16 protein-coding genes and 1 tRNA gene are annotated in these 15987 nt (G+C 58.1%); 11 read left to right on the top strand and 6 right to left on the bottom strand.

The window, feature by feature from the left end; genetic code table 11:
* The first annotated feature begins 7 nt into the window (after window positions 1-7).
* From JQM68_RS00925 to JQM68_RS00940, 4 genes are all read left to right on the top strand, one after another.
* Window positions 8-709 carry a FadR/GntR family transcriptional regulator gene (locus JQM68_RS00925; protein WP_235221035.1) on the top strand — a complete coding sequence of 234 codons (702 nt, stop codon included), beginning with the start codon at window positions 8-10 and terminating at the stop codon, window positions 707-709.
* 401 nt (window positions 710-1110) lie between these two features.
* Window positions 1111-1626, top strand: a complete 516-nt coding sequence (locus tag JQM68_RS00930; protein WP_235221036.1) for a TRAP transporter small permease — start codon at window positions 1111-1113, stop codon at window positions 1624-1626.
* Entirely contained in the window at window positions 1626-2939 is a 1314-nt protein-coding gene (locus JQM68_RS00935) for a TRAP transporter large permease (protein ID WP_235221037.1), read from the top strand. Before JQM68_RS00930 ends, JQM68_RS00935 begins: the two co-directional genes overlap by 1 nt.
* 76 nt (window positions 2940-3015) lie before the next feature.
* Window positions 3016-4071, top strand: a complete 1056-nt coding sequence (locus tag JQM68_RS00940; protein WP_235221038.1) for a DctP family TRAP transporter solute-binding subunit — start codon at window positions 3016-3018, stop codon at window positions 4069-4071.
* A gap of 113 nt (window positions 4072-4184) precedes the next feature.
* On the opposite strand, the gene JQM68_RS00945 is transcribed toward JQM68_RS00940, so the two are convergent.
* A complete protein-coding gene (locus tag JQM68_RS00945; protein WP_235221039.1) occupies window positions 4185-4901 on the bottom strand; it encodes a GntR family transcriptional regulator in 717 nt (238 codons plus the stop codon).
* Window positions 4902-5203: 302 nt separating this feature from the next.
* Between JQM68_RS00945 and JQM68_RS00950 the strand changes: the two genes are divergently transcribed.
* The 7 genes from JQM68_RS00950 (at window position 5204) to JQM68_RS00980 (ending at window position 10072) form a co-directional block, all read left to right on the top strand.
* Window positions 5204-6175, top strand: coding sequence for a thiamine pyrophosphate-dependent dehydrogenase E1 component subunit alpha (locus tag JQM68_RS00950; protein WP_235221040.1), 972 nt, complete (start codon window positions 5204-5206; stop codon window positions 6173-6175).
* 14 nt (window positions 6176-6189) lie between these two features.
* Window positions 6190-7167 carry an alpha-ketoacid dehydrogenase subunit beta gene (locus JQM68_RS00955; protein ID WP_235221041.1) on the top strand — a complete coding sequence of 326 codons (978 nt, stop codon included), beginning with the start codon at window positions 6190-6192 and terminating at the stop codon, window positions 7165-7167.
* Window positions 7168-7188: 21 nt separating this feature from the next.
* A complete protein-coding gene (locus JQM68_RS00960; RefSeq protein ID WP_235221042.1) occupies window positions 7189-8406 on the top strand; it encodes a dihydrolipoamide acetyltransferase family protein in 1218 nt (405 codons plus the stop codon).
* Window positions 8407-8499: 93 nt separating this feature from the next.
* Window positions 8500-8575 (top strand) — tRNA-Ala (locus JQM68_RS00965).
* A 212-nt stretch (window positions 8576-8787) separates the two neighbouring features.
* Complete coding sequence (locus JQM68_RS00970; protein WP_235221043.1) at window positions 8788-9138, top strand: hypothetical protein; 351 nt, start codon at window positions 8788-8790, stop codon at window positions 9136-9138.
* 2 nt (window positions 9139-9140) lie between these two features.
* On the top strand, window positions 9141-9374 hold the full coding sequence (locus tag JQM68_RS00975; protein WP_235221044.1) for a hypothetical protein: 234 nt from the start codon (window positions 9141-9143) through the stop codon (window positions 9372-9374).
* A gap of 323 nt (window positions 9375-9697) precedes the next feature.
* A complete protein-coding gene (locus JQM68_RS00980; RefSeq protein WP_235221045.1) occupies window positions 9698-10072 on the top strand; it encodes a metal-dependent transcriptional regulator in 375 nt (124 codons plus the stop codon).
* A 46-nt stretch (window positions 10073-10118) separates the two neighbouring features.
* Here JQM68_RS00980 and JQM68_RS00985 read toward each other — a convergent pair whose 3' ends face one another.
* The 5 genes from JQM68_RS00985 to JQM68_RS01005 form a co-directional block, all read right to left on the bottom strand.
* Complete coding sequence (locus JQM68_RS00985; RefSeq protein WP_235221046.1) at window positions 10119-11303, bottom strand: ABC transporter ATP-binding protein; 1185 nt, start codon at window positions 11301-11303, stop codon at window positions 10119-10121.
* A gap of 5 nt (window positions 11304-11308) precedes the next feature.
* A complete protein-coding gene (malQ, locus tag JQM68_RS00990; RefSeq protein WP_235221047.1) occupies window positions 11309-12790 on the bottom strand; it encodes a 4-alpha-glucanotransferase in 1482 nt (493 codons plus the stop codon).
* Window positions 12791-12802: 12 nt separating this feature from the next.
* Window positions 12803-13648 (bottom strand): carbohydrate ABC transporter permease, encoded by an 846-nt coding sequence (locus tag JQM68_RS00995; protein ID WP_235221048.1) that lies wholly within the window; start codon window positions 13646-13648, stop codon window positions 12803-12805.
* Window positions 13648-14499: a carbohydrate ABC transporter permease gene (locus tag JQM68_RS01000; RefSeq protein WP_235221049.1), complete on the bottom strand. Its 852-nt coding sequence runs from the start codon at window positions 14497-14499 to the stop codon at window positions 13648-13650. The genes JQM68_RS00995 and JQM68_RS01000 overlap by 1 nt, the downstream gene beginning before the upstream one ends.
* Before the next feature lie 129 nt (window positions 14500-14628).
* Window positions 14629-15945 (bottom strand): ABC transporter substrate-binding protein, encoded by a 1317-nt coding sequence (locus tag JQM68_RS01005; RefSeq protein WP_235221050.1) that lies wholly within the window; start codon window positions 15943-15945, stop codon window positions 14629-14631.
* Window positions 15946-15987: the final 42 nt, after the last annotated feature.

Consider the following 15987-nt stretch of genomic DNA (forward strand, 5'->3'; position numbering starts at 1 on the left):
CAGGGATATGCAGCTGGAAAAGATCCAAAATGTTTCTCCGAAGATTCCGGAGCTGGTCATGCAGGCGTTGATCAACGCCATTGAAAGCGGCCAGATCCGGGTGGGGGAGGACCTGCCGTCGGAACGCGATCTTGCGGAGCGTCTGGGCATTGGCCGGGGCTCTCTCCGGGAGTGCCTGGCGATCCTGGAGTTCCTGGGCGCAATCGAGGCCAATGGCAACCGGAAGAAGGTCGCCCGGGACGCGGATTTCATCCGCAAGGCGATCTCTTTTGTCCGCGTTTCTAACCAGTTGGATGCCCGGGAGGATTTCAACGAATTCCGCAGAGTCAACGAGGTGGCCATTGCTGGATTGGCTTGCCAGCGGGCCACGGAGGAAGACCTGGCGGCCATCGGCGCCGCCATGAAGCGGCTGGAGGAGGACCCCGGGGAATATATGGCTGATGTGGAGTTCCATGCTGCCCTGGCGGCCGCGAGCCACAACATGATGCTGGCCGCCACGATGCATCTGGTCAACAGCATGATCGCGGATGTGCGTATCCGTTTCTTTATGCTACCGGATTACATCCAAAAGTCCCAGGTGTCTCACCGGGCGATCTTTGAGGCGGTAAAGGCCAGGGATGAGGAACGCGCCCAGCGGGAGATGAACCTCCATTTGGACATCGTTTCGGAGTTCGCTGAAAAATATCCTGCTAATAGCGGCGAAGGATGAGCTTTTTTGTGCAAATCAGAGAGGATTCCCCTCATTTTTTGGCAGGAGACAGCCCAGAGTTTACTTGAATCCAACGCTGTAAAATGATAAAGTGTAACTAGTTGGTATGACCAACATACCAGTGCCAGTCCAGCGGGAAAAGGGCCTCCGGCAGCAGCCGGGGCGCGGTCCCGGATACGGCCGGCATCGCATGTATTTTGTCCACGTTAACAGAAAATCCATTGTGTTTTCTGTGGAGCGGACCGGGAAAGCGGCTGTGTTGAAACTGCGGACGCTGTTGGGAGAGCAGCGGCCAGGTGCAGACGGCACTGTTGGCCCCCGGACGCAGAAAATGGAAAAGGGCTTTGGGGCCCTTTTCGTGCCCCCCTTGGATTGGGGAAAGAAAGGAAGGGATTGATTGCATGAAAGCCTACAAAAAGATCATGAATGGCGTTGCTGCGGTTGAGAAGATCGTTCTGAGTCTCATCCTGGTTTTCGTCACCGTGATCACCTTTGCAAACGTTGTGGTGCGTAAGCTGACCACCAGCCAGCTGGCGTTCACCGAGGAGCTGGTCATCAACCTGTTCGTTTTGATGATCATGCTGGGCTGCGCACTGAGCGCCCGTGAGGGAAGCCTGATCAGCCTGTCTCTGATTTTTGACCGTCTGAAAGTCAAGGGCAAGAAGATCTTTGTCATCATCATTACGGTGGCAAACATGGTTTTCTGGGTCCTGCTGCTGAAGACTGGCGCTGAGAAAGTTCTTGCTCAGATGGCAAACGGAAAGCGTACCTTCTCTCTGGGCTGGCCGGAATGGGTCTTTACGATCTTCCTGCCCATCGGCGCTGTGTTCCTGATCCTGCACACCATTGAGTTCCTGATCGATGTGATGACCAACAATGCGGACTGCGTGAAGACAGAAGAGGGAGGAAATGACTGATGATTAATATTATCCTGTTTGGCTCCTTCTTCGTGATGCTGTTTTTGAACATCCCCATCTGTGTCAGCTTGGGCCTGTCCGCTATCTTCGCTATGCTGTATTCCGGGGACAAGCTGTCCATCGTTCCCACCAACGTCTACAACGGCATGGCAAAGTTCCTGCTGCTGGCCATCCCGTTCTTCGTGCTGTCCGGCAACATCATGGCCAAGGCCGGTATTTCCACCCGTCTTGTGCAGTTCATTGATGACTGTATCGGCCACCGTCGGGGCGGCATCGCCATTGTGTGCGTTGTGGTCGCCTGCTTCTTCGGTGCCATTTCCGGTTCCGGCCCGGCTACCGTGGCGGCTCTGGGCATTATCCTGATCCCTGCCATGATCAACCGCGGCGGCTTCTCCGCACCGTTCTCCTCCGCTATGATGGCAACGGCATCCTCCATTGCTATCGTCATTCCGCCCTCCATCGCATTCGTGGTGTACGCCTCCATTACCGGCGTCTCCGTGGGCGATATGTTCATGGGCGGCATCCTCCCCGGCATTATGATGGGCCTTGCTCTGGTCGTCATCATTATGATCGAGGTCCGCCGCAAGGGCCTGACCGCTTCCCGTGAGAAGGCGACCTGGGGCCAGCGTTGGAAGTCTTTCCGCACCGCGTTCTGGGGCTTCCTGATGCCCGTCATCATTCTGGGCGGCATCTACGGCGGCATCTTCACTCCCACCGAGGCCGCTGCCGTCTCCGTGGTGTACGGCCTGATCGTCGGTCTGTTCATCTATCGCGAGGTCAAGCTCCGCGACCTGTATGACCTGCTGGTTGATTCCGGCAAGACCACCGGCGGCATCATGCTGATCATCGGCGCCGCTACGCTGTTCTCCTACATCTGCACCGTGCATGGCATTTCCGGCGCTGCTCAGACGCTGCTGCTGAACATCTCCGGCAACAAGTATGTGTTCCTGCTGATTGTCAACGTGATCTTCCTGATCGCCGGCTGCTTCGTGGATGCCAACTCCGCCATGTACATCTTCATTCCCATCATGTATCCCGTGGCCTGCCAGCTGGGTATCAATCCCATCCACTTCGGCGTGCTGTCCACCGTGAACCTGGCCATCGGTCAGGTGACTCCTCCCGTGGGCGTCAACCTGTTCGTCGCCATCGGCGTCAGCAGCAAGCTGGAGAATATCAAGGACAAGACCCGCGTCACCATCGAGACCATTTCCAAGGCTGTGTGGCCCATGATCATCGCGTGCGTCATCACCCTGCTGGTCATCACCTATATCCCCATCTTCTCCACGATCTTTGTGGGCGGCGGCGCTGCCTGATCGTACCCTGATTCGTCTGCCATCACGCAAGTGATACAGAATAAACACAACTGAAAAAAATCAAGGAGGAAAAACAATGAAAAAGTTTCTTGCATTGATCCTCGCTCTGGCCATGAGCCTGTCCCTGGTGGCCTGCGGCGGCGGCAAGACCGAAGAGCCTGCCAAGACCGAAGAGCCTGCCAAGACTGAAGAGCCCTCTGGCGGCGAAACTCAGTTCGAGAAGCAGACCTGGAAGTTTGCCTGCTCCGCCACTGAGAACACCTGCTGGGCTGACATGGGCCGTGACTTCGGCAAGATGGTCAGCGACGCTACCGGCGGTGCCGTCACCGTCGAGGTCTACGCTGCCGACCAGCTGACTGCCGGCAACCAGTCCGAGGGCATTCAGGCCGTTATCGACGGCACCACTGAGCTGTCCGCTCACTCCAACCTGATCTACTCCGCTTTTGATCAGCGCCTGAACGTTGTCTCCCTGCCCTTCCTGTTCGACTCCTTCGATGATGTCGACGCGAAGCTGGACGGCGACGGCGGCAAGGCTGTCGGCGAAGTCGTCGAGAGCATGGGCCTGCACCTGCTGGGCATCGGTGAGAATGGCTTCCGTCATCCCACCAACAGCGTCCGTCCCATTGAGAGCCTGGCCGATATGCAGGGCCTGAAGCTGCGTGTCGCTGGTTCCGAGCTGCTGAACCGCGAGTATGCCCTGTGGGGCGCCAACTGGGCCAACGCCAACTGGTCTGAGGTTTATACCGGCCTGCAGACCGGCACCTACGACGGCCAGGAGAACCCCCTGCCCACCGCCGACGGCGCTTCCATCGCTGAGGTTCAGAAGTATGTTACTTATTGGACCGGCGTGTATGACTGCATCTTCTTCACCATGAACGGTGAGCTGTATGACTCCCTGTCTCCCGAGCTGCAGAAGATCGTTGATGAGTGCGGTCAGAAGGCTGCCCAGAATCAGCGTAAGCTGGAGCGCGAGCAGGATCAGATCGTTCTGCAGAAGTGGGCTGACGCTGGCGTCACCGTCAGCGAGCTGACTCCCGAGGCTGCCGCTGAGTTCAAGGCCGCTTCCGAGCCCTGCTACACCGAGTTCGAGGATGTTCTGACTCCCGAGCTGATCGCCGCTTTCACGAAATAAGAAAGTAACTGGGAAGAATTTATTTTGAAGTTGTGTTAAACAGAGCGCGGCTGCGGAAACGCAGCCGCGCTTTGGTATATTCAAAAAAAGCGCCTGCCGTCGGCAGGCGCTTTTCATGATGGCGGGTTTGTTTTTGAAACGGGGCGGCGCTTTGGCTGGGTACGCGCCTCCTTTTCGGCCAGAAGCTGTGACAGCCGGTTTTTCAGCGTCTCGATACCGGAATCCCAAAGAGACTCATATTCCGCGGCATCACCGGCGACCAGGGCGTTGTACCACTTGCGGTGATAGGAGAACTCCGGGCCGAAGTCCTCAAAGGACAGCCCCACATTGGCGAATACCATGAACAGGTAGTCCATGCACCAACTGGAGGAGTAGAGCTTCAGAAACCGTTCGTTGTCACAGAGCTTGATAAAACAGAGGTGGAAATCCCGCTCCAATTCCAGGGCTTCCATAAAGGAGATACCGTCGGTGGCGTGGTCAAAGCGGTCCAGAAGCTCCTCAATATGATGCATGATGGCGGGAAAACGCTGCTTGTTTTTGATAGCGGGTCGAATGGCGAAGATCTCAAACATCTTGCGGATCTCAAGCACTTCCGAGATGTCCTTGATGGACAGCCGGACTACCGCATAGCCGCAGCGGGGGACTTGCTCCACCAAATGCTCTGCCACCAAACGGTTCAGTGCGCCCTTGATGGGCGTGGAACTGATGGAGAGCTGCCGGGACAGGCGGTCCACCGGCAGTTTGCTGCCGGCGGGGTAGACGCCCCGGAGGATGTTGTCCTTCAGCGACTGATAGGCCAATTCCAGAAGGGATTCGGGCGGAACGCTCATGGCACGCGCCCCCTTTCTTGAAACATCGTTTTTATTCATTATAGCAGGATTTTTCGTAAAAACAATGGAGGGAGGAGATTTGATCGGAACTTGAGAAAAAGAGAAAATTTCTCTGTATAGAGCAACAAAAAAACTGGAAGCTTTTCGGGAAAATTGTGCATTGAAACGAAACGAAAAAGCGGGGATAATGAAGCCATAGATGTAAAATCAGACCCAATATCCATTTGAAAATGAATATTCACAAAAATATGCAAAACCGCCCCGTTCTTCCGGGAATATGAGGTACATAAGGAGGCCAAATCATGCAGTACACAGAGAATTTTTTGACGGATGTGTATCGGGACCTGCTTTCCGTGCGGCTTTTTGAGGAAAAGCAGGTGGAGATCTACGCGCTGGGTAAGGTGCCGGGCCATATCCACAGCGGCATCGGTGAGGAGGCCACCTACGCGGGTGTCCTGGCGACCCGGAAGGAGGGCGACTACTTCAAGATCAGCCACCGTCCTGTGGGCGCGGGCTGCATCCTGGGGATGCCCTTTGAGACCATGTTCGGCGAGCTGATGGGCAAGGTCAGCGGCAATGCTAACGGCCTGGGCGGTGTGCTGCACATGGTCTCCCGGGAGCACGGCATGGTGGGCTTTTCCGGCACCCTGGGCTGCGACATCGCCGTGGCTGACGGCGCCGCGCTGTCCATTCAGATGGCGGGCACCGACAACGTTTCCTATGTCTTTTACGGCGACGGCACCTCCAGCCGAGGGCCTGTCCATGAGGCCATGAACCTGGCGGCCATTTGGAAGCTGCCGGTGCTGTTCGTGTGCAACAACAACCAGTTTGCCATCTCCACCCCTGCCGGTTACGGCGTGCCGGTGTCCCATCCCGGCGCGGACCGGGCGGCGGCATATGGGATGCCCACCCGCATTGTGGACGGAACCGATGCCCTGTCGGTCTACGAGGGCGCCAAGGAGCTGGTGGACGGCATCCGTGCCGGCAATGGCCCGGCGGTGCTGGACAGTACATGCTACCGGATGCGGGGCCACTTTGAGGGCGACCAGATGAAGTACCGGGACGCCGCCGTGACGGAGGAGTGGAAGAAAAAGGACTGTATTGTCCGCATGGAGACGCTGCTGCGGGAGCAGGGTGTCATGACGGATGAGCAGATGCAGGCCATCCGGGCGGAGATCAGCGGCAAGATCGACGCTGCTGTGGCAGCTGCCGAGGCCAGTCCTGAGCCCACTCCGGAGGACCTCTATCGGAACCTGTACGCAGAGCAGCGGTAAAGGAGGAAAGATTCATGCAAATGACATATATGCAGGCGATCAGCGCCGCTTTGCAGGAAGAAATGCGGCGGGACGACAAGATCCTGATGTTTGGCGAGGACATCGCGGAATTCGGAAACATCTTCGGCGTGACCCGGGGGATGCTGGAGGAGTTCGGCCCCAAGCGTGTCCGCAATACCTCCATTTCCGAAACCGCCATCATCGGCACGGCGCTGGGCGCCGCCGTCACCGGCCTGCGGCCCGTGGCGGAGCTGATGTACGCTGATTTTACCATGGTGGCGTTTAGCGAGATCTTCCACTGTGTCTCCAAGTGGCGGTTCATGCACGGCCCGGACTACCGGCTGCCGCTGGTCATCCGCTGCGCCATGGGTTCCTCCTTTGGCGCCGGCGCCGAGCACTCCAACTGTGTTGAGAGCCTGTTCATGCATGCCCCCGGCCTGACGGTCATCAGCCCCACCACGCCTTGCGACGCAAAGGGCTTACTGAAAAGCGCCATCCGCTCCGACGACCCCATCCTGTTCTGCGAGCACAAGCAGCTCTACCAGACCAAGGGCGAGGTGCCAGAGGGCGATTACACCATCCCCATCGGCGTAGCGGATGTGAAGCGGCCCGGCACGGATGTGACGGTCATCGCCGTGGGTCTGATGGTGCGCCGTGCCCTGGAAGCCGCGGAGACGCTGGCGAAGGAGGGCATCAGCGTGGAGGTCATCGACCCCCGGACCCTGGTGCCGTTTGACAAGGAGACGGTGTTCCAGTCCCTCCGCAAGACCCACCATGTGGTGGTGGCGGAGGAGAGCAACAAGACCGCCGGTATTGGTGCGGAGCTGGCTGCCATGCTCCAGGAGGAGATGTACGACGAACTGGACGGACCTATCGGCCGCGTAGCGGCGCTGGACGTGCCCATGCCCTACAACATTTCCTTGGAAAAGTACGTCATCCCCGATGCGGGCCGCATCGCGGAGGCTGTCCGTGCACAGGTGGCCCGGTATTAAGGCGGAAAGGCGGTCTGAGATATGAGTTTTGAATTGGTAATGCCCCGGGCCGGTTTGACTATGGTGGAGGGCACCATCAGCGCCTGGACGGTGCCGGAGGGCGCCGCCGTGAAAAAAGGCGACACCATCATGGAATTTGAAAACGAGAAGAACACCATTGAATTTGCATGCACCCATGACGGCATCCTGCACATCACTGCCCAGGAGGGCGACGTGGTGTCGGTGGGCGCGCCCATCGGCTGTGTGGCTGAGAGCCAGGAGGAGTATGCCGCACTCTGCGGTGGACAAAGCGCCCCTGCTCCGGCCCCGGAGCCTGTGGCTGCGGCTGCCCAGACGGCGGTACCCGCAGCGGCGGAAAAGGCGCCGGAGAGCGGCGGGAAGCGGGTCCGCATCACCGGCCTTGCCCGGAAGATGGCCCGTCAGCATGAGATCCCTCTGACGGAGCTGACGGGCACCGGGCCCAACGGCCGTATCATCGCTCAGGATGTGAAGGACTATCTGGAGGCCAGGGCGGCGGCGCCCGCCGCGACGCCTGTCCAGCAGCCGGCAGACGATGTAAAGCAAATTCCCTTGTCTGGAATCCGGAAGGCTATCGCCCGGAATATGTACACCAGCCTCCAGGAAATGGCCCAGTGTACCGCCGCCGTGGAGGTGGACGTCACCGATCTGCTGGCCTACCGGCAGAAGCTGGTGGGTCAGGAGGCGTTCCTGGGCTGTAAGGTCACGGTGAACGACCTGCTGTGCATGGCGACTGTGAAGATGCTGAAAAAGCACCCCATGGCCAACGCTACCTTCGACGGGAGTATGCTCTCCGTTCACTCCAGCGTGAATCTCTCCGTGGCGGTGGCTGCGGAGGCGGGGCTGATGGTCCCTGTGGTCAAAGGCGCCGACCGCATGGGGCTTGTGGAGCTGCATCAGGCCATGAAGGACCTGGCTGACCGGGCCCGGGACAAGCAGCTGCGGGACGGCGACCAATCCAACGGCACGTTCACGGTATCCAATGTGGGAATGTTCCCCATTGACTGGTCCACGCCCATCATCAATCCGCCCCAGGTGGCGATCCTGGGCTTCGGGCGCTCCGTGAAAAAGATGGCAGTGGTGGGTGACGAGCCCAAGATCCGCTCCATGATGCATATGTTCCTGACCTTTGACCACCGGGTGTTCGACGGCCTGGAGGTTGGGCGTATCCTGGAGGATATGAAAACCCTGATAGAAAACCCGGAGCTCATTACCCTGTAATGTGCGGTCGAAAAACGAAAGATTTTCAAGAAAATTTGAGATAAGAGTTGACAAACCCTATTCTTCCTGCTATACTATCGAATGTTCCGGTTCGGGGGTATAGCTCAGCTGGGAGAGCGCTTGACTGGCAGTCAAGAGGTCAGCGGTTCGATCCCGCTTATCTCCACCAAAAAAAAGAACGGCAGCATAAGCTGCCGTTCTTTTTTTGCGCGGGGGTCCTACGGATAGCCGTGTGCGGTTTGCTGTGGTGCGCCAAAGGCGCGGAGCACGACTGAAGGGCGTATCCGCTTATCCTAACCAAGCGAGCAAAGGCATTGCATCGTTTTCGCTGCAATGCCTTTCTTTTTTCATAATTGCTTGAGTAAAATCCGGGGATACTGTTTGCGGAATTTCGCCCTTGATTTGGGGAATGTGGCGGCAGAGTTCCTGAATGCGGAAGTCAGTGTCATCATGGTGTTTGTGGCTGTGGTCGTGATGGCAGTCTTGACTCTGAACTCCCGGACATATGCGGAGGTTTCGCTACTGCTGCTGACATTTCTTTCCACCATGATCATCAACAAAGGAACTTATTTTATATTTGGTACGATCTCTTTCGCCTCAAATTCTGTCCTCAGCATCCTCCAGCTGGACTTCGCAGACATTCTCTGCAATCGCTTCAAGGAGCGGTCAGTGGTTTGGGAGATGCCATTGACAAAATCGGCCAAGCCCAACAGGGCGTTTCCGAGATCATAACAGTGGAGAATACAGCCGACATGATCGAGGAACTGGCAGGGATGCAGGCTATCCAGTTTACCCCCACCGGCAGCAACCTGACGGAGTACGGGAACGCTCTGAATGACACCATGTCCGCCTCGTCGGGTATACTGCTGGCCGACCTGCGGACCATCAACCGCCAGGTCGCCGTGGTGCGGAACAGTGTCAAGATTATGAGCAGTGCGCCGGGGCCATCTCCGCCCAGGCGGGGATGACCGGCTGCGGATAATGAAGCAGAATGGGGCATGGGAACGGATCAGAGGCGAGAAAATTGGCCGTTATCTGGTTTTTGATGCGGAAGGGAAGCGCTTTATACGGACAATGCCCCAGCAGGGGGTTTCGTTATGCATTGGTATTCTCACTGGCGTAAAGGCGTCTGTGAATTCCTTACTGCTTCTCTAGGAGGTTATTTGATCTTCTTGCTGTTGGCTTCGGATGTAAGCTTTAATTGCTCTGCGGCGGGGGAAATCAAGAAGACCTTGCAATCAGCAGAGGCGCTTGGTATAATAATAAAAATACAGAGAGGAGGTTGTCGGTCATGGTGATCCATGAATCCGCGGAGAATTATCTGGAATCCATCCTGATCTTGCAGGAGCAATGCGGAGAGGTACACTCCATTGATATTGTGAATAAGCTGGGATATTCCAAGCCCAGTGTCAGCATCGCCATGAAAAAGCTGCGGGAGAGCGGATATATCTCGATGGCGGCTGACGGGACCATCACTCTGAATGACAGCGGCATGGAGATCGCCAGCCGCATTTACAGCCGCCACAAGACCATTACCCGGCTGTTTGAGCGCATGGGCGTTTCTTCTGAGCAGGCGGCCATCGATGCCTGTAAAGTAGAGCATGACCTGAGCCAGGAGACCTTTGACCGCATCTGTGATTTCGTGGGGCGGGATGAAAACGTATAAAAAAGAGAAGCGGCAACGCCGCTTCTCTTTTTTATGTATGACAGGTTCAGGCTTCCAGGTTTTTGCCGGTCTCCCGGTCAAACAGATGGACCACATTGCCGCCGAAGGTGAAAGCAATGTCCTGACCGGAGGTGATGGAGACCTGGTTGGGCCCCCGCAGATCCATGGTCTGGACAATGATGATGACATCCTTGCCCTGGCTGGTGACGTGCAGGTGAATGGCGCTGCCCATCATCTCGCTGACGTCCACGGTGCCGTGGAGCATCTGGGCGCCGTCGCCCAGCAGAGCGATGTGCTCGGGCCGGACGCCCAGGGTAATGGCCTGGGGCTGGACGCCGTTCTTTTCCAGATTGGCCTGTTTTTCATCGGAGATGGCCACGGACACACCGCCCAGCTCCACGGCGTATTTGCCGTCCTTTTTCACCAGCTCGGCGTCGAAGAAGTTCATCTGGGGCACGCCGATGAAGCCGGCGACGAAGAGGTTTGCGGGGTGGTCGAACACCTCCTGGGGGGTGCCGATCTGCTGGATGACGCCGTCCTTCATAATGACGATGCGGTCGCCCAGGGTCATGGCCTCGGTCTGGTCGTGGGTGACGTAGATAAAGGTGCTGTTGATGCGCTGGCGCAGCTTCAGAATTTCGGCGCGCATCTGGTTGCGCAGCTTGGCGTCCAGGTTGGAGAGAGGCTCATCCATCAGCAGGACTTTGGGCTCCCGGACGATGGCGCGGCCGATGGCCACGCGCTGCCGCTGGCCGCCGGACAAAGCCTTGGGCTTGCGGTCCATGTACTCGGTGATGCCCAGAGTCTCCGCCGCCTGGTTGACCCGGCGGTCGATCTCATCCTTGGGCATTTTGCGGAGCTTCAGGGGGAATTCCATGTTCTCCCGCACCGTCATGTGGGGATACAGGGCGTAGCTCTGGAACACCATGGCGATGTCCCGGTCCTTGGGCTCCACGTCGTTCATCCGCTTGCCGTCGATCAGCAGGTCGCCGCCGGAGATGTCCTCCAGGCCGGCCACCATCCGCAGCGTGGTGGACTTACCGCAGCCGGAGGGTCCTACCAGAACGATAAACTCCCGGTCGGAGATCTCCAGGTTGAAGTCCTGGACCGCCAGAACACCTTCCTCCGTGATCTGGAGGTTGCTTTTCTTTTCAGGTTCGCCCTTCTTTTTCTTTTTGGTCTCACTGTTGGGATATACTTTCTTAATATGCTGCAGGCTCACATTTGCCATGGTTATTAACTCCTTCCGTAAAGTGATGTCATACGCGCGATACGCGCTGTCAGTTCATCAGTGATCTGGCCGGGCAGCATCCGCCACTGCCAGTTGCCGCCTAAGATACCGGGGGTGTTCATGCGGGCTTCGGACCCGAGGCCCAGGTAGTCCTGCATCTGGGCTATGAACAGGTCTGCCACGCTGCTCTGGCCGCCCCGGAGGACGCCCCAGTTGAAGCCCTCCTCGTCGTGGAGGCCCAGATATTCCCGGGCCATGGCGATGTCAGCGGGAGCCGCCTCGTCCTTCCAGCCCATCAGGGTAGAGTTGTCATGGGTCCCGGCGTAGCAGACGCAGTGGCGGGGATAGGTGTGGGGGAGGTAGTTGGCGGCTTCCCGGGAATCGAAGGCGAACTGCAGCACCTTCATGCCCGGCAGACCGGAGTCCTCCAGAAGCTGGCGGACTTCCGGGGTCAGATAGCCCAGGTCCTCGGCGATGAACTGGATGTTGGGGAACTTTTCCGTGAGAACGTTCATCAGGTCCATGCCCGGGCCCTTCACCCAGCGGCCGACTTTGGCCGTGGTCTCGCCGTAGGGAACTGCCCAGTAGCTCTCCAGGCCCCGGAAGTGGTCGATGCGGAGAATGTCATACAGCCGGGAGGCGCCGGCAATGCGGCGGATCCACCAGGTATAGCCGTCGGCTTTCATGGCGTCCCAGTCGTAGAGGGGATTGCCCCAGAGCTGGCCGTCGGCAGTGAAGTAATCGGGGGGCACGCCTGCCACCTCCGCGGGCACATTCCGCTCGTCCAGCTGGAAAGCACGGGGATCGGCCCATACGTCGGCGGAATCCATGGCGACATAGATGGGCAGGTCGCCGATGATGCCGATGCCCTTTTCGTGGGCATAGGACCGCAGGGCCTCCCACTGGCGGAAGAACAAGTACTGAATGTAGGTGAACAGGCGGATGTCGTCCGCCAGCTCTTCCCGGTAACGTGCCACCGCTTCGGGACGGCGGAGGCGGATGTCCTCGTCGGGCCACTCCGTCCAGGCGCTCATGCCGAAATGACGCTTCAGAGCCATGAACAGGGCATAATCCGGCAGCCAGGCATCGTTTTCTTCTGAAAAGGCTTTTACCTTGTCAGCATCCCGCTCCCAGCCTCTTTCCATGGCCAGGTGCAGCAGAGGGAAGCGGCCGTTGTAAATGGCGCTGTAATCGACCCTGGCGGGGTCCGTGCCCCAGCTGACGGCATTTACTTCCGCAGGCGTCAGCAGGCCGTCCTCACACAGCAGGTCCAGGTCGATCAAATAGGGATTGCCCGCATAAGCGGAAAAACTCTGGTAGGGGGAGTCGCCGTAGCTGGTGGGGCCCACGGGCAATATCTGCCACCAGGACTGGCCGGCATCCGCCAGGAAGTCCACAAACTTCCGGGCTTCCGCGCCCAGGGTGCCGATACCGTGGGGGGAGGGGAGAGAGGAGATCGGCATGAGAATGCCGCTGCTTCTTTTCATGTGCGGTACCTCTCAGCCCTTGACAGCTCCCGCGGCCACGCCCTTGATAATGTGCTTCTGGCACAGCAGGTAGACGATGATGATGGGGATGATGTTCATCATAATGGAGGCCATCATGGGGCCCATCTCCACCTTGCCGAAGCTGCCGCGGAAATACTGGATCAGGATGGGAATGGTCATGTAGCCCTTGGTGCGGTCCAGGACCAGATAGGGCAGCAGGTAGTCATTCCACAGCCACATGGTCTCCAGGATGCCGACGGAGATCAGGGTGGGCTTCAGGATGGGGAGCACCACCCGGAAGAAGGTCTGGAGGGGGGTGCAGCCGTCGATCATGGCCGCTTCCTCGATTTCCAGAGGGATAGATTTCATAAAGCCGCAGAACATGAACACGGCCAGTCCCGCGCCAAAGCCCAGGTAGATGATGCAGATGGTGTAGGGGCTGCTGAGGTGCAGGCGGTCCGCCGTGGAGGACAGGGTGAACATCAGCATCTGGAAGGGGACGACCATGGAGAATACGAACATGTAGTACAGCGCCTTGCTGTACCAGGATTTGACGCGGGTGATGAACCAGGCGCACATGGAGCAGCAGATCAAGATCAGCACCACAGAGCTGATGGTGATGACAAGACTGTACCAGAAAGCGGAGAGGAAGCCCTTGGAGGTCAGCGCGTTGATATAGTTTTCAAGCCCCGCGAAGCTCCCGCTGTTGGGGATCTGGAAGGCGGTGCCGGTGCTGATGGAGGTCTCTTTCTTCAAAGAGTTGAACAGGATCATGAAAATGGGATAGATCCAGGCCAGAGACAGAATGCCCAGAACGACGGTCAGGATGCTGTCTTTCAGCGTGCGTTTCTTTTCCATTACTGCTGCACCTCCTTAGAGCGGGTGGATTTCAGCTGGACGAGGCCGATGACTACCACTAGGATGCAGAAGAGGACAGCCTTGGCCTGGCCGTAGCCCTTCCACTGGGGTCCGGAGCGGCCGTAGAAGGTCTGGTAGATGTTCAGGGCCAGCATCTCGGTCTTGTGGGCGGGGTCGCCGCCGGTCAGGGCCAGGTTCTGGTCAAACAGCTTGAAGCCGTTGGTAAGGCTCAGGAACAGGCAGATGGTGATGGAAGGCATCAGGTTGGGGAGTTTCACTTTCCAGAGGATCTGGCGCTCAGTGGCGCCGTCGATGCGGGCGGCTTCCAGATAGTCGTTGGGGATGGACTGGAGGCCCGCGATGTATATGATCATCATGTAGCCGATCTGCTGCCAGCACATGAGAATGACCAGGCCGATGAAGCCGTAAGGCGCGTGCAGGGAAAGCAGAGGCTTGCCCAGCAGGGTCAGAGCGCAGTTGAGCAGGATGTTCCAGATGTAACCCAGAACGATGCCGCCGATCAGGTTCGGCATGAAGAAAACGGAGCGGAACAGGTTGGTGCCCTTGATCTCACGGGTCAGGGCCAGGGCGATGGCAAGCGCCGCCACGTTGATACAGACGGTGGAAACGATGGTGAACAGAGCCGTAAACCAGAAAGAGTGAAGGAAATCGCTCTCTGTCAGGGCAAAGATATAGTTTTTCAGGCCATTGAAGCTGGCGTTATCAATGGTAATGAATTTACAGAAGGACAGGTACAGGCCCTGGATAAAGGGCCAGACGAAGCCGATGATGAACGCCGCCAGCGTGGGGAGGACGAACACCGGCCAGTATCTTCTGATCGTTTTTTCCACAATATCCCTCCTATGATAGAAATGAAACGGGGGCCTTTTTATGGCCCCTCGGCTGGGGCGGACGAATTTAAAGAGAAAAAAACGGGGTGGGCGGAAAGCCCACCCCGTTGTGATTGCGCGGTGTTGATCTTAGCCGTTGGCGGCAGCGTACTCGCTGGCCCAGCCGTCCACGAAAGCGGAGACGACAGCGTCCCAGGTGCCGGTGCCGGCAGCATAGGCGGTCAGAGCGTTGCCTACTTCGTTCTTCCAGTTCTCAGAGGGCATGGTGGGGAAGTTCCAGGAAACGGGGGTCTTGCCCTCGGCGGTGTAAGTGGCGTCCTGCTTGACGAACAGGTTGGGGGACTCCTGAGCGCCCTTGAAGGGGATGACGAAGCCCATGTCGTTGGCCATGGCCTTAGTGCCGGTCTCAGAGGTGACGCACCAGTTCATAAAGTCCAGAGTAGCCTGAATGTTCTCCGCGCTGGCGGAGTTGTTGACGCACCAGTAGTTCTCGGTGCCGGTGCACAGGCCCTGGTTGGCCTCGTCACCCACGCCGATGTAGATGGGGATCATCTGCAGGTCATCGTCAGTAAACTTGCCGTCGCCAACCAGGTTGCCGTACTCCCAGGAACCGTTCTGGAAGAACACGGCTTCGCCGGCCAGGAACTCGTTGCGGGAGTCGTCACCGGTCTTGCCGGACAGCACGGCGGGATCGCAGGTGGAGTTGTTGATGTACAGGTCGAAGATGGCCTTGTAGTTATCCAGATAGGTGCCCTTGATGGCGTCGGTGGTGCCGATGCCGTCGGCCTGGTACTCAAAGTAGATGGGCAGGTTAGCCAGGTGGGTCTTGAAGCGCCAGTCAGAGGAGCCGTCCATGCCGGTAGAGGAGAAGGCGGCGAAGCCCAGTTCGTCCTTGCGGGCGGTGATGTCCTCAGCGACCTTCTTCAGGTCGGCGAAGGACTTGATGTCGTCCACGGAGTAGCCGGCCTTGGCCAGCAGGGTCTTGTTGGTGATGATACCGTAGGACTCGATGACGTAGGCGATACCCAGGGTAGCGTCGCCGTCCTTCAGGGCGAAGTCCTCGGAAGTGAGCTGGCCCAGCACGTCGGAGCCGGTCAGGTCATAGCAGTAGTCCTTCCAGTTGGCCAGACCCACGGGGCCGTTGACCTGGAACAGAGTGGGAGGATTGCTCTTGGCGATCTCACTCATCAGGGTCTGCTCATAGGTGCCGGAGGCGGCGGTGACCACAGTGACAGGCACGCCGGTCTCTTCGGTGTAGGCCTTGGCCAGGTTCTGCCAGGCCTCGTCCTGCTCGGGCTTGAAGTTCAGGTAGTAAACAGAGCCGGTGGCGGTGGAGCTTCCGCTCTCACCGGAGGACGCGGGGGTCTCGGTCTTGCTGCCGCCGCAGGCGGACAGGAGGCCGACGCAAAGAGTCAGGGACAGCAAAAGCGCAAATACTTTTTTCATCGTGATACTCCTTTTCCTTTTTTGAATTTTCATTTATTTTCA

Source organism: Oscillibacter valericigenes, from assembly GCF_021531435.1.
GTDB lineage: Bacteria > Bacillota > Clostridia > Oscillospirales > Oscillospiraceae > Oscillibacter > Oscillibacter valericigenes_B.

What these genes read in the sequence shown, in the direction of transcription:
- JQM68_RS00925 (WP_235221035.1), top strand. Translation starts at nt 8, where the DNA reads ATGCAGCTGGAAAAGATCCAAAATGTTTCTCCGAAGATTCCGGAGCTG.
- JQM68_RS00930 (WP_235221036.1), top strand. Translation starts at nt 1,111, where the DNA reads ATGAAAGCCTACAAAAAGATCATGAATGGCGTTGCTGCGGTTGAGAAG.
- JQM68_RS00935 (WP_235221037.1), top strand. Translation starts at nt 1,626, where the DNA reads ATGATTAATATTATCCTGTTTGGCTCCTTCTTCGTGATGCTGTTTTTG.
- JQM68_RS00940 (WP_235221038.1), top strand. Translation starts at nt 3,016, where the DNA reads ATGAAAAAGTTTCTTGCATTGATCCTCGCTCTGGCCATGAGCCTGTCC.
- JQM68_RS00945 (WP_235221039.1), bottom strand. Translation starts at nt 4,901, where the DNA reads ATGAGCGTTCCGCCCGAATCCCTTCTGGAATTGGCCTATCAGTCGCTG.
- JQM68_RS00950 (WP_235221040.1), top strand. Translation starts at nt 5,204, where the DNA reads ATGCAGTACACAGAGAATTTTTTGACGGATGTGTATCGGGACCTGCTT.
- JQM68_RS00955 (WP_235221041.1), top strand. Translation starts at nt 6,190, where the DNA reads ATGCAAATGACATATATGCAGGCGATCAGCGCCGCTTTGCAGGAAGAA.
- JQM68_RS00960 (WP_235221042.1), top strand. Translation starts at nt 7,189, where the DNA reads ATGAGTTTTGAATTGGTAATGCCCCGGGCCGGTTTGACTATGGTGGAG.
- JQM68_RS00980 (WP_235221045.1), top strand. Translation starts at nt 9,698, where the DNA reads ATGGTGATCCATGAATCCGCGGAGAATTATCTGGAATCCATCCTGATC.
- JQM68_RS00985 (WP_235221046.1), bottom strand. Translation starts at nt 11,303, where the DNA reads ATGGCAAATGTGAGCCTGCAGCATATTAAGAAAGTATATCCCAACAGT.
- malQ (WP_235221047.1), bottom strand. Translation starts at nt 12,790, where the DNA reads ATGAAAAGAAGCAGCGGCATTCTCATGCCGATCTCCTCTCTCCCCTCC.
- JQM68_RS00995 (WP_235221048.1), bottom strand. Translation starts at nt 13,648, where the DNA reads ATGGAAAAGAAACGCACGCTGAAAGACAGCATCCTGACCGTCGTTCTG.
- JQM68_RS01005 (WP_235221050.1), bottom strand. Translation starts at nt 15,945, where the DNA reads ATGAAAAAAGTATTTGCGCTTTTGCTGTCCCTGACTCTTTGCGTCGGC.